The sequence below is a fragment of the Trichocoleus sp. ST-U2 genome, assembly GCF_039961875.1.
Lineage (GTDB): Bacteria > Cyanobacteriota > Cyanobacteriia > Cyanobacteriales > FACHB-T130 > FACHB-T130.
This window is the reverse complement of the sequence record NZ_JAMPJY010000009.1, coordinates 58,243-72,643: the sequence shown is the minus strand read 5'-3', so window position 1 is coordinate 72,643 and position 14,401 is coordinate 58,243. Positions and strand designations below refer to the sequence as shown.

General features: G+C 47.3%; 7 protein-coding genes. 6 read left to right on the top strand and 1 reads right to left on the bottom strand.

Going from position 1 to position 14,401, the window contains the following annotated elements; translation table 11 throughout:
* Position 1 precedes the first annotated feature (1 nt).
* From NC996_RS08390 to NC996_RS08375, 4 genes are all read left to right on the top strand, one after another.
* Positions 2 to 5,521 (top strand): hypothetical protein, encoded by a 5,520-nt coding sequence (locus tag NC996_RS08390; protein ID WP_190687939.1) that lies wholly within the window; start codon positions 2 to 4, stop codon positions 5,519 to 5,521.
* Positions 5,522 to 5,549: 28 nt separating this feature from the next.
* Positions 5,550 to 6,080: a hypothetical protein gene (locus tag NC996_RS08385; protein WP_190436962.1), complete on the top strand. Its 531-nt coding sequence runs from the start codon at positions 5,550 to 5,552 to the stop codon at positions 6,078 to 6,080.
* Positions 6,081 to 6,535: 455 nt separating this feature from the next.
* Positions 6,536 to 8,629 carry a VgrG-related protein gene (locus tag NC996_RS08380; protein ID WP_190687937.1) on the top strand — a complete coding sequence of 698 codons (2,094 nt, stop codon included), beginning with the start codon at positions 6,536 to 6,538 and terminating at the stop codon, positions 8,627 to 8,629.
* 113 nt (positions 8,630 to 8,742) lie between these two features.
* Positions 8,743 to 9,033, top strand: a complete 291-nt coding sequence (locus tag NC996_RS08375; protein ID WP_190412623.1) for a PAAR domain-containing protein — start codon at positions 8,743 to 8,745, stop codon at positions 9,031 to 9,033.
* Positions 9,034 to 9,172: 139 nt separating this feature from the next.
* Here NC996_RS08375 and NC996_RS08370 read toward each other — a convergent pair whose 3' ends face one another.
* Positions 9,173 to 10,849, bottom strand: a complete 1,677-nt coding sequence (locus tag NC996_RS08370) for a WD40 repeat domain-containing protein (protein ID WP_190687934.1) — start codon at positions 10,847 to 10,849, stop codon at positions 9,173 to 9,175.
* 628 nt (positions 10,850 to 11,477) lie between these two features.
* Between NC996_RS08370 and NC996_RS08365 the strand changes: the two genes are divergently transcribed.
* Together NC996_RS08365 and NC996_RS08360 are read left to right on the top strand one after the other, a co-directional pair.
* Positions 11,478 to 11,891 carry a GPW/gp25 family protein gene (locus NC996_RS08365; protein WP_190412625.1) on the top strand — a complete coding sequence of 138 codons (414 nt, stop codon included), beginning with the start codon at positions 11,478 to 11,480 and terminating at the stop codon, positions 11,889 to 11,891.
* Positions 11,892 to 12,017: 126 nt separating this feature from the next.
* Positions 12,018 to 14,225 (top strand): putative baseplate assembly protein, encoded by a 2,208-nt coding sequence (locus tag NC996_RS08360; RefSeq protein WP_190412626.1) that lies wholly within the window; start codon positions 12,018 to 12,020, stop codon positions 14,223 to 14,225.
* Positions 14,226 to 14,401: the final 176 nt, after the last annotated feature.

Here is a 14,401-nt window from a genome sequence, read left to right as displayed (position 1 = left end):
TATGGCGGAACATGAGGGCACAGAACCAAGGAACAATTTCCCCGATGGAGAAACGATACCCCAGGAACCCCTTGGTATCAAAAACCCCTTGCTTCCACCTAATCCGTTAGGGCAAAACTTACTAAATCCTAAATTTTTGCACCCACTGGGAGCAAGATCGATTACCGTTTTCAATCCTTCCGGTTTTTTCTCTGAGGAAGTGGCGGATGAATTTCCGCCAGATAATCCTTTCAAGAATTCACCCTTTTTTGCAGAATCCCAAGGCTCACAATTAAGTGAATCGGTCGATGTTGACACGGCACCGATCTCGGCAGAGGCTGCTTTGCCAGTTATGCGGGCAACCGATCCAACATTAGTGCAACCCGTTTTAGCTACCGAACCACCAGCTAAAGCAGTAGGGATTGGTCCTATCAGGACACCCATTGCAGCACCAGCAACTGAGATAAGCAATGCGATCGCTAGTTCGCCCTCACCCAGCACAATTCAAAGGGCAGCAGCGATTGAGGCTTCCACACCGGGTGTAACACCAACAACCGAGAGAAGTAACGATAGCGCTAATTCGCCCTCACCCAGCACAATTGAGCCACCAATAGCTGCTCTCACTGCACCCGTTGAAGCAGCAGGCACTGAAATAAGCAATGCGATTGCTAGTTCGCCCTTTTCTAGCACAATTCAAAAGGCACCAGCAATTGACGAACAAACGACACCTATTGAATCACTAGGCACTGAAATAAGCAATGAGATCGCTAGCTCGCCCTCACCCAGCACAATTCAAAGGGCACCAGTAATTGAGGCTTCCACACCAGGTTTAATACCAACAACTGAGAAAAGCAACGAGATCGCTAGTTCGCCCTCACCCAGCACAATTCAAAGGGCACCAGTAATTGATGAACAAGCAACGCCTATTGAATCACTAGGCACTGAAATAAGCAATGCGATCGCTAGTTCGCCCTCTTCCAGCACAATTGAGTCACCAATAGATGCTCTCGCGGCACCCATTGAATCACCAGCAACTGAGATAAGCAATGCGATCGCTAGTTCGCCCTCACCCAGCACAATTCAAAGGGCACCAGTAATTGACGAACAAACGGCACCTATTACAGTACCAGGAACTGAAATAAACAATGCGATCGCTAATTCGCCCTCAGCCAGCACAATACCCCTTGAAGCAACAGGTACTGAAATAAGCAACGAGATCGCTAGTTCGCCCTCAGCCAGAACAATTCAACGGACAGCAGCGCTTGAGGCTTCCACGGCATCAAATTCAACACCAGCAACTGAAATAAGTAATGAGAGCGCTAATTCGCCCTCTTCCAGCACAATTCAACGGACAGAAGCGATTGAGACTATCACGGCACCCCTTGAAGCAGCCGGAACTGAAATAAGCAATGAAATTGCTAGTTCGCCCTCACCCAGCTCAATTCAACGGACAGCAGAAATTAACGAACCAACAACACTTATCGCAGCACAAACTTCTGAGATAAGCAATGAAATTGCTAGTTCGCCCTCACCCAGGACAATTCAAAGGGCACCAACAATTGACGCTATCACGGCACCCATTGAAGCACCAGCAACTGAGATAAGCAATGCGATCGCTAGTTCACCCTCAGCCAGCATAATTCAAAGGACAGTGGCGATTGAGGTTGCCACGGAACCAGATGCAGCACTAGGAACTGAAAGAAGCAACGAGATCAGTTTACCCTCTTCAACCACACCTTCATCGGTGCCAACTAAGACAGCCGCAACCGAAGCAAGGTTAGGACAAGCCTTTTTGGATACAGAACCACAAGTTCAAAAAGCACCAGCAATTAACGAACAAATAGCACCAAATGTAGCATCAGCACCCCGAGACACCATTGCTAGCCAGCGAGATCCCATTGATAGCCAACCAACTTTGGGACAAACCCTTTCGCATACAGAACCACAAGTTCAAAGGGCACCAGCGGTTGAGGAATTAACGTCATCTATTACAGCACCAGCGCCAGAACAGATGACTCAGGTGAAAAACCCTCTGGCTGATTCGTCCTCACCCACTATGCCTTCATCTGTGCAGCCAGATACAGCCGCCATCGCACCAACCGTAGAACAACCGCTGTTACAAGCTGAACTGCAAGTTCAAAAGGTACAAATGCCTCCGTTAACTGCACCGCAAGCGGCATCGGTGCCAATGCCTCCGTTAACTGCACCGCAAGCGGCATCGGTGCCACCAGAGACAGAGTTAGAACTTACTTCAGCAGTAAACGAAAACTTAGCCGCAGTCTCTAATTTGACTACTTCCAAGGCTGTGCCAGAAGTCACTACAGATCGAGTTGTTGTACAACCTCTGTCGGAAACAAAAGCAGCAAACCACACAGAAACTACGTTATCGAATGTTACGGAATCGCTTGAGTCACCAATGTCATTTTCTGGGGTGACAGAGGCAGAATCAGTTGAAATACCAGCGATCGCTTCTGAGAATATAACAGTTGACCGTTCGGACAGCACAGCGCCTGTAACAAAGGTAGAATCCCTAGTTCAAAAGGCAGCAGCGCTTTCAACAGCAACAGAACCAGGTGAACCCCCACTGCTACAAAGGATGGAGGAAAATTTCTCTTCAGAAGTGACTGACAACTTCGCCCCCACACCCTCGATTTCCACACCAGCTACTGCACTACCTGAAACTACACCTGACATATCCACCCTTGTACAAGCTAGCTTAAATTCACAGCCGTCTAACTCAACAACACCAGTGCCAGAAGTCCTGGAACCATTTGAGCCTGCGGTGCAGTTAAAGGCTGAATTTCCATCACAGGTAAGCTCATCTCCCCCGATTTCCACCTCTGCGATCGCTCCAAAATCTGTACGCGAAGAAACGACGCCTACAGAATCCACGCTAATACAACCGATGGGGGAATTATCTCCACAAACAAAGGGAGAAGTGTTGCCGGAATTCTTGGCACCCATCGCTGAATTACCATTGTCAATAGAATCATCGGCAAAAGAACCTGAAGCCTTCAACTTGGCGATTTCACCTACTGAATCAACCGGCTCTCCTCTACAGATGCCCGAAAGTACGCCGATTATAGGCGCTACAGTCATTCAACCGAAATTAGAAACCGTATCGGCAAGTGAAGATTTGACTCGGTTAGCACCAAAAGCGATCGCTTCTACCGATTCCATACAAGTACCTGGAAGTACAACAACGCCAGACGCTATAGTCATTCAACCGAAATTAGAAACCGCACCAGTCAGTGAAGATTTGGCTGGATTGGCAGCAGACGCGCTTGCTTCCACCGATTCCATACAAGTACCTGGAAGTACCACAACGCCAGATGCTACACTCATTCAACCGAAATTAGAACCCCAACCAGTAAGTGAAGATTTTCCGCTTGAAGCAAAACCAGCGATCGCTTCTACCGGCTCTATAGAGATACCTGAAAGTACAACAACGTCAGATGCTACACTCATTCAACCGAAATTAGAAATTGAACCAGTAAATGCAAATTTAACTGAGTTGGCACCAGACGCGATCGCTTCCACCGATTCCAGACAAGTACCTGAAAGCACAACAACGCCAGACGCTATAGTCATTCAACCGAAATTAGAAACCGCATTGATCAGTGACGATTTGACTGAGTTGGCAAAACCAGCGATCGCTTCCACCGATTCCATACAGATACCTGAAAGCATAACAACGCCAGATGCTACAGCCATTCAACCCAAACTAGAAACCGCACCGACAAGTAAAGATGTAACTGGGTTAGCACCAGAAGCGATCGCTTTTACCAATTCCATACAAGTACCAGAAAGTACGACAATACCAGACGCTACACTCATTCAACCGAAATTAGAACCTGAATCGGCAAGTGAGGATGTGGTTGGATTGGCACAAGACGCGATCGCTTCCACCGATTCCAGACAAGTCCCTGGAAGTACAACAACGCCAGACGCTACACTCATTCAACCGAAATTAGAAACCGAACCAGCAAGTGAAGATTTTCCGGTTGATACAAAACAAGGCATCGCTTCCACTGATTCCAGACAAGTACCTGAAAGCATAACAACGCCAGATGCTACAGTCATTCAACCGAAATTAGCAACCGAACTAGTAAGTGAAAAGGTGACTGGGCTAGCACCAGACGCGATCGCTTCCACCGATTCCAGACAAGTCCCTGGAAGTACAACAACGCCAGATGCTACAGTCATTCAACCGAAATTAGCAACCGAACCGGCAAGTGAAGATTTCCCGCTTGAGGCAAAACAAGCGATCGCTTTCACCGATTCCATAGAAGTCCCTGAAAGTACAACAACGCCAGACGCTACACTCATTCAACCGAAATTAGAAACCGTACCAGCAAGTAAAGATTTTCCGGTTGATACAAAACAAGGCATCGCTTCCACTGATTCCAGACAAGTTCCTGAAAGCATAACAACGCCAGATGCTACAGTCATTCAACCGAAATTAGCAACCGAACCGGCAAGTGAAGATTTCCCGCTTGAGGCAAAACAAGCGATCGCTTTCACCGATTCCATAGAAGTCCCTGAAAGTACAACAACGCCAGACGCTACACTCATTCAACCGAAATTAGAAACCGTACCAGCACGTGAAAATTTGGCTGGCTTGGCACCAGCAGCGATCGCTTCTACATCCTTTGCCAATCCCCCTGTAGAGGTGCCTCAAAGCACACAAATTACAGAACCCACCGTTATACAACCTTTGGTGGAAACAGAGTCGCTTGACGAGAGCGAAGAACTGCCTCAATTGCCTCAAGTGCTGACTAATCTATCCATTCTCAGCCCTCTAGCTCAACAATCCAGTCTTCTCGCTTCCCCATTTCCAGACATGGGCAGCAATAAGGTTGAGGAATCCTTTCTTGCACCGCTCTCCTCAAACTTCTCGTCTGCTTCGGAGCCGCCTATTCCTATCCAGAGAATGCCAGAAGATTCAGGGCAGAATAACCAAGAAGCTACAGCATTTTCAAGCAGTGTAGAACAAGTGCAAATGGCACCTTCTTCCTTTCCCTCTTCCCCTGAAACTCTACCTTCCTCAAACAGTTCTACGAACACCAGAGAGATACCAACATCTTGGTCAAGTATTTCTGAATTAATAGGGGAGAATACGCCTAAAGCAAGCGAATCAATCGTTGTACAACCTCTCTCAGAACAGAGGACGTGGGAGGCACCGCAAAAGCCGATAATTTTCAAACCATCCGACTCTAACAGCTCCCAATCAAATGTTTCCCAGCCCCTGATAAATTCCCCACAAAACAATAGTTTGGGCAATGTTATTCAGACCTATTCCATGCCCTCGCGTCGCACATCAGCCTCTGGAATGGAAGCTCTTATACAGTTAATGGGGGACGCTGATAGCCAAGTAGGAGCAATCGATCAAAGCGTATCTACCGTTGATGATTCCTCTAGTGAAGAAGCCACCGACAACTTAGAGCTTCTAGCTCGTGAAGTCTATAGTTTTATCCGGCAACGGTTGGAAATAGAGCGAGAGCGTCGAGGAAATAACTATTCTGGACGCCTGCCCTGGTAAAGTCACTGCCATTATTAAGGAGAATAATATGTCAACCACTCGTTTGGTCAAAGCAAAACTTATTCCAAAGGTTCCAGCACAGGGTGTGGACACCATTGAGTTCATGTTCAACCCCACCAAGCTTTCCTTCAGCAGGAGTGTTCAAATCAATTCTCCTCAAGGCGCACGTACTGCTAAAGGACTGCCGAAAGTCAGCTTCCAAAGTATAGATCCTTACAAACTCACTATCTCAGAAATTTTGTTTGATACCTATGAAGAAGGCACTAGCGTCCTCTGGTACATCAACAAACTAAAAAAAGCTGTTGAGTTTCCCGATGGTCAAGATGTCCCGCCCGTCTATGTCTTTACTTGGGGTGCCCAAGAATACCTCCGTTGCTTTGTGCAATCACTCAGTTACGAACTGACCATGTTTCTACCTGATGGGACTCCCGTGCGTGCTTCAGCTAGCCTGACCCTCCACGAAGTAGATGTACTTATCCCCCCAGGCTCTCCAGAAGCTCCTTCTAGTGTGAATCGCGTCGGGGAAAGTCGAGGCAGCAAGACTCGAAAAGCTACATGAACGGTCATCATTTGTTGGATTGCGCTGAACCAGAAGGTTAGAAAAAAATTGTAGTTCGACCTTTGGAGAATGGGCGGGGGCGTAGAGTTTCTTCTAAACTAGCTGAAACTTGCGTTCTAAATTTTGAATTTGGATGAACGTCTGCATGGGTTTAAATATCCTCTCGGTGATTGAGAAATTATCCGCGTGTAGATTACCTTGCTTGACTAACAAAACGCCTGATAATTTTAAAAAATCTTAGTTTTGACAGAGAGTTTTTTTACCCAACTAAACTCACAGTTCTAATTTGAGATTACAAAATCTAGCCTAAAAATTCGAGATTTGTCAGGCAACAAGGCAAAAGACCCCTATAGTTCAAATACCAAAGAATAAAAAATTTGAAAAAAAAATGCCAGTCAGGATTTCATCCAAAATCTAAAATTTAGAAGCTAAAATCATTTACGTGTTGCCTACAAATGCCAAAGTATATATCCTATCCTCAAATAAAAATTGATGGGGATGATGCTCCTGCGAGTTTGATGGAAGATATTCTTCAAATCTCCGTGGAAGAAAGCCTCCATCTCCCAGCCATGTTTACCTTAGTCATCAGGAACGACTACTTTCCGGGTCGCGAAGGAGATGAACTTTGGCGCTACGAAAATTTATTAACAATTGGTAAACCCGTTCAAATAGGTTTTAAATCCAGCACTACCGAAGATGCTGATTTTGACGATCCACAGCAGGGCAACATTCTGAATGGCGAGATTACAGCAATTGAAACCCACTTTACCAGTGGTTCTCAAGCTCCGGTCGTGATTCGCGGGTATGACGTTTCCCACCGCCTACATCGGGGACGCTACAACCGCTCTTTTCAAAACATGACCGACACCGACATTGTTCGGCAGATTATTGGTGAATTGGGAATTACAGCGGGCACCATTGACGAAAGTGGTGGGCCTTATGGCTTTGGCAATCCTGTTGGCTATATTTTCCAAGAAAATCAAACCAACATGGAGTTCTTGCGAGAACGGGCAGCTCGGAACGGTTTTGAGTTGTTTGTGCAAGATGGGAAATTGCACTTCCGCAAGCCGGTGGCGGGTGCTTCTTTGGCTCTCAAGTGGTTGCAAGAAATACATAGTTTCCAAGTTCGGGTAACAAGTGCCGAACAGGTAGATTCTGTTGAAGTAAGAGCTTGGGATTATCAAAATAAACAGGTGATTGCATCTACTAAAAGCAGTCAAACAACACAAGTCATTACCGATACCAAACAAGGCAAGGGCAAAGCAACTAGCACTAGCTTTAGCAGTACCCCCAAGATGATTGTTGTCGATCAGCCAGTCTCTTCTCAGGCAGAATCAGACGCGATCGCCCAAGCTTTGTATAACGAGTTATCGGGGGAATTTGTCTACGCTGATGCCAAAGCTGAGGGCGATCCGCGAATTCGACCGGGACGGGTCGTGGACTTGGCAAGTATGGGCAAATACAGCGGCAAGTATTACGTCACGACAACTCGTCACGTTTATCAGGAACGTTTCTACACCACCGAATTTAGCGTGCGGGGATTGCGGGGAGACGATCTTCTGGCAACCCTGTCTCCCCGAACCCATCTCCAAGCAGGACAAACGTTGTTAGTGGGGATTGTCACCAATAACAAAGACCCCAAAAAATGGGGTCGAGTGAGAGTGAAACTTCCCACTTTAACAGAGGCACACGAAAGTAACTGGGCAAGAGTGGTGGGAGCCGGAGCTGGTGTAAATCGCGGGTTTGACTGTCTGCCGGAGGTCAATGACGAGGTATTGGTTGCCTTTGAACACGGCGATATTCATCGCCCCTACGTCATTGGCGGTGTCTGGAACGGTACAGATGCACCGCCGGAAGATGTAGATAATACAATTTCAGGTGAAGGCAAAGTCCGCCTGCGGACATTTAAAACCCGTACCGGGCATAAATTACAGTTTGTGGAAGAGGATAAAGATACTAGCAAGGCTGGTGTCTACATTGAGACGATAGGCGCTCATAAATGTCACATGAATGACAGCGAAAAGTTTGTGGAAATTAAAACGACTGACGGTCATTATGTGCGCCTAGACGATCAAAATAAGAAGATCGAAATTAAAACCAAAGGCGGTCATAAGATCCTCATCGACGATCTCAATAAGAAGCTGGATATCACAACAACTGGCGGTCAGAAGTTGCTGATGAATGACATGACCAACACCATCACGATGCAGGCAGTGCAAAAAGTGAGTATTTCAGCACCAATGGAAATTCTGCTGCAATCAGGCCCTAGTAGTATAAAACTCGCACCTGCTGGCATAGAACTTCAAACCGCAGCCAAGTTAAGCGCTCAAGCAGGCGGAGTTTTAGACTTGAAGTCTGGGGGTGCTGCCACTATGAAAGCTGGTGCGGCGTTGTCGCTACAATCCGGCGGTGCTTTGTCGGCGCAGTCGGCTGCTGCTGTAAGCGTACAGTCTGGCGCAGCGTTGAACCTGCAAGCAGGTGCTGCGGTGGCAATTATGGCAGCTGCCACAGCGAGTATGACCGCACCGCTGATTCGGCTGAATTGTTAACAATTAAAAGGAGCAAGAAAGAAGAAATTGCGATCGCGACCAATGGCTAATGCCTAACCATAGGAACGTGGTACACAATTAGCCATTCTCGATTAACGATTAAGGAAGGTTCTATGTTACCAGTAGCCGTATTGGGCGATGTCGCTAGTGGTAGTCCCATTATCGGACCGGGGGCACCAACCGTTTTAGTTATGGGACGACCTATCGCTTGTCTGGGAGATGCTGTCACGGGTCCGTCAATTGCTGGCGCTCTCGCGATGCCTTGTTCTGTCACCGTTCTGGCTTGCGGGCGTCCAGTGGCGCATATGGGCACAATGGCAGTGGGAGCAACTCCTACTGTGCCTCCAGTTCCCATTTCTTTACCTGTGATTGCCACAGGAGTCACCGTATTAGTTGCCCCTTAATGATCAACTAAGCAGGTGGAATTCGTTATTTCTAGTTTGGGTTAGCGATCGCTTATTCTTTAAGGTGTGTCGGCAAATCCCGACGAACGCATCCCTGAATTGCCCAAATCATCCTCGCCAGGGAATACTTTAAACTTCCTTATCGAATTCCCCACACTTTGATGGTGTTGTCGTAACTGCCACTAACAATCGTCCTTCCATCTGGGGTTATTGCTACGGAACTCACCGCGTTTGAATGCCCCTCTAGCGTACCTCTGCACTCGCACGTCTCAAGATCCCACACTTTGATGGTGTTGTCCTTACTGCCACTGACAATAGTTTTACCAGCCGTCGCTATTGCTACGCAAAGAACATAGTCTGAATGTCCCTCTAGCGTGCCCTTACACTCGCACGTCACGAGATCCCACACTTTAATAGTATTGTCCTTACTGCCACTCACAATCGTCCTTCCATCCAGGGCTATTGCTACGGAATAAACTCGGCGTGAATGCCCCTGTAGCGAACCCTTCCACTTACCTGCTTCGATATCCCACACTTTGAGGATGTTGTCGTCATTGCTACTAACAATCGTTTGATCGTTCGGGGCTATTGCTACGAAATAAACATCCCATAAAAACTTATTTACCATGCGGAGGCACTCCCTCGTCTCTATATCCAACGCTTTGATGGTTTTGTACTGACGACCATGAATCAAAGTTTTACCATCTGGGAATATTCCTAGTATTTGTAGGCTGCGCTGACACTTGCCCGTCAGAATATCCCATACGTTGATACTCTTTAAGCCCCCTCTACCACAGAAGTTGTTGTCCCTACTAGCACTGACAAAAGTCTTACCATCTGGCGCGATTGCTACGGAATCAACCGAGGCTAAATGCCCCTCGAAGGTGCCCCTACACTTGCCCGTCAGAATATCCCACACTTTGATATTCATATCGCCACTGCCACTAACAATGGTTTCACCATCCGGCGCGATCGCTACCGAACTAACATAGTCAGAATGCCCCTCAAAGGTACAAAGACATTCAAAAAATTGATAAGGATTGAATTCTTGCAAGGCAATTTTGACTTTCGTTTCTGTCCTTGTCCGCAGTAGCGAGTACGCAGCCCACATTACCTGTGCCGATTCATCCAGCAAAGCAGGAATCACCAAATCTAAGCCTGACTCGCCATAATAGAGGGCACCGCTTAATGCAAGAATTCTTTGCGCTGACACTGCACTAGCCAAGCGTCTCTTAACAGCTTCTAACCCGCCAAAGATAACAGCAAGACTAATGGAAATGTCTAATGAAAAGTCTTGAATTGCAACTAATTTGCCTTGATAAAATGTCATCTCCAAAAGAGGTTTTAAGAAGATTCCATCAATGAAGTCTTTACCTAAGGTGATTCTCCCAGTAAAACGGGTAAAAACTTTAAGATTCCGATAACAAAAACCACTACGGTTATCGTAGGTTGGCATAACTCCTTTTATAGGTTTATGACCACCAGTAACACTACCGACAGTCATTTCCTTCAAAAACAATTCTTCATTAACAATTTCATAGGTTGAATAAAATCCTCTCCGGCAAGCTGTAGAAAATAGAATCTCTTTCATCCCATAGTCGTGCGGTCTAATTAAAAATCCTTCTTTTATTACATTTGAGAGAACTAATTCCTCATTTATCAAATCAAATATTTTATCTTCTATTTCATCAAAATTTACAGATTCTTCTGCTGTATAATTAATCCCATCAACCGGATATTTTAAAGAAGGCTCTAAGCCAGCTAAATAGTATATTTCTCCGTTATAGATGAATTTTTCCCTTATTTGCTCTGTCATAACAATAAAAAAACCTTAAATTCGAGGTCTAAATCATATCTGTAAGAAACCCACAGATTTAGCTTGAACTTTCCCAAAGAATAATGTTAATTTTCAGCAAAATCTCTTCTAATCACCCCTCAAAAGTCTTGTTCAGTCGCTAAAGTTTCTCGTCCTAAACCTTAAACGCTGCGCGATAAAAAGCATCCCGATATACAATAACCTCTGTCTTTAACTGCTGACCAATTCGCTCCAACCACTTGCTCTGGGGTGCTGTCCAAGCACGACTTATTACATTACTAATTCTTGGAGTATGTCTCGCACACAAAGAGCATCCCGGTTTTATAAAACCTCCATTTCCATCAAAAACAGGATACTGGGTAGAGAGTCAACGATTAGTCAGCCACTAAACACGGGGTAGCTCCCGCAGTGTCAAACTGATTCAGGTCATTTAAGCAATGTTGTATGTGCTGGTGACTGGCTGCGCTTGGCGACTGTTGCCTTCGGCTACAACCCGCTTTGAGGTAGAAGGGCACCGCCTCTAGAACCTAGGACTACAGACAGCTTGGGATAACTCGACTTTTGGCGAATAGTCGGGGACTTTCAGCTTTAGTAAAGTAGCTGCGATACTAGGCACAGAGTCACTTTTATGCCAGAAGGATCGGATAAGCAGCGCAGCCACTTGGGTACGGGATGGTCTTTCCCACTACGGGTGAACGTACAGGGAGGGCTTCAACTCAGTTCGGCAGAACGGAATATCGAAGAATCTATTCGGATTATCCTGCGGACTGAAATCGGAGAAAGGGTGTATCGACCCAATTTTGGGTCGCGCTTATCGGAGATGGTCTTTGCGCCTATGAATACTCAAACCCTTCTCCTGTTGCGCTTGCACGTCCAAGAAGCTCTAGAAATGTGGGAGCCGCGCATTGTCATCGATTTGGTGCGGACTGACCCCGATCCCATCCGAGGTCGAGTGGATATTATTGTGGAATACCATCCTAAGGGCACTTATGATGCTCGGAGCTTGGTCTATCCTTTCTATCTGAACGGCAAAGAGGAGTGATGGTTCATGAGGGTTTTGAGTAACAAGAGAATTCTTTAATTCAAAATCCCTACTCATTTATCGCATTTCTATAACTTTTGCCCAATTACTAATTACCAATTCCTAGTTACCGATTATTTATTAATAATGGACTTTGATTTTTTACCCAAGTTACCGAAGTCTGATTTAGATGATCGGACATTCAAAGATTTAGTAGATGAGTGCATTCTACGGATTCCTCGCTATTGTCCGGAGTGGACGAATTATAACCCTAGCGATCCTGGCATCACGCTGATTGAGCTATTTGCGTGGCTGACCGATCAAATGTTGCTGCGGTTTAACCAAGTTCCCCGTCGTAACTACGTTGCTTTTTTAGAGTTGCTAGGGGTTCGCCTGCAAGCTCCGGTTCCCGCTCAGACAGACCTGACTTTTTATCTGAGTGCTGCTTTGCCCGAACCGTATACGATTCCATCTGGGGTGGAAATTGCGACCGTCAGGACAGAAACTGAGCAAGCGATTGTCTTCAGTACCAACCAGCCCCTGGTGATTGGCAAACCGAGTATCCGACATTTTCTAACCGCTCAGACGGTTGAAGATACTCCCCAAATGTTACGCGATCGCTTCACGAACCTTTGGACTCTGCGCCCTGACGGTGAGTGGATGGGCAGAGAATTAGCCTTTTTTGATGAGCAACCCCAGTCGGGAAATTGCTTTTATCTGGTATTCGACCCGGAGGACGAATGCGAAGGGAATGTTTTGGCAGTCAAGTTTAAAGGAGAAGTTGCGACATCTACTGGGATTAATCCCGACGCGCCTCCTCGCCGCTGGGAAGCTTGGAATGGCGCGTACTGGCAGCCGGTTTTGTTGCAGGAAGCTGATGATGGCACGAAAGGATTTAGTTTCAGCGAATTCGCTCGGACTGGAAGCAATCCCCTCCAAAGTGGGGACGTCGTGCTACATCTGCCCCAACGCTGGCCTGTGAGCCACTTCCTCACCTACCAGGGTCGCTGGCTGCGCTGCGTTTATAGTCACATCGACCCTACGCAACCAGGTTACAGTAGTTCTCCGCGGATTGTGAGTTTGTCGGCGAGGGCGATTGGTGGCACCGTCCTTGCTTCTCAATGCGAACAGATTAGAAATGAACTTTTGGGAGAAAGCGAGGGTACGCCTGGTCAAACTTTCCAATTGCAAGGCGTTCCTGTCTTGACACGGCGGGAAGATGAATACATTTTGGTAAGTCCGCCTGGAGCCTTGCCTCAAATATGGACAGAAGTCAATGACTTTGCTGATTCTGGCCCTCAGGATCTTCACTACACGATTGACTCGCGGACTGGGATGGTTCAGTTTGGCCCCCTGATTCGAGAACCCGCCCAACTCCAGCAGCAGACTCAGTTGCGCGCAAGAACGCAGATGCAGAACCTTGTGAGCGATCGCCTGTTGAATGCTAGCGCCCGTCCCGAAGAAGTGCGATCGCTAGAGCGTCAATATGGTGCAGTGCCGCCCAAAGGCTCCGCGATTCGGATGGTCGCTTACCGCACGGGAGGAGGTCGAAAAGGCAATGTTCAACGGGGAACCATTACCATCCCCAAGTCAGCCGTTCCCTACGTTGCCAGAGTCATTAACCATACCCCCGCCCGCAACGGTGCTGACGCCGAATCATTGGAAGATGCCGTCATCCGAGTGCCAGCAATGCTCCGCACCCGCGATCGCGCCGTCACCCCCGAAGATTTTGAGGTACTGGCGCTACAGGCAGCAGGTGGTGGCGTTGCTCGTGCCCGTTGTCTGACTCCTACCGATAGTAGCGAAGCAGGAACCGTTCGACTGATGCTGGTGCCCCAGGCGAATACCGATGCGATCGCGCGAGGCGAAGGCATTCACCCAGACCTATTTTCCCTCAGCCCTCAACTGAGCGAGCAAATCCATGCTTACCTGAACGAGCGACGGCTGCTGGGAGTGCAAGTGCGTCTGCAAGCACCCGAATATGTCGGAGTGTCTGTTCAAACTGAAGTGGCACTGGAGCCAGAGTACAATAACCCCCGTGCCCAAGAAGAAATTCTGCTGAAATTACGGGTAGCGTTGTACCGCTTCCTCAACCCACTTACTGGCGGAATGGATGGGAAAGGCTGGCCTTTTGGACGCCCCGTTTATCCTTCAGACATTGTCACCTTATTCCAGCAAATTCCAGGCGTTCGCTATTTAGGTGTGGTGCAGCTGTTTGAGTTGCGTCAGCAGGAACAAACCTGGGTTCGTACACTGCCTCAAAATCCGGTCATCGATCCCGGCCCTTTAGGGCTAGTCTGTTCCTGGCTGAACACTCGCCTGCGCTCCGGTCATGTCGTCAACCTCATTCAATAAAGGACTGAGGGATGAGGACTGTTAGCGAAGCGGTGCGAAGCACGGACTCAGTGCAAGTGTGAACAGAATGAGAAAGTAGTATCAGTTCTTCTCAATTTTTAACTGCTGGCTTCTGGCTTTCCACTGTCTGATTTTTCACTGAGTTTTCCGCCCTCACCCCTGATTTTCAGCACTCA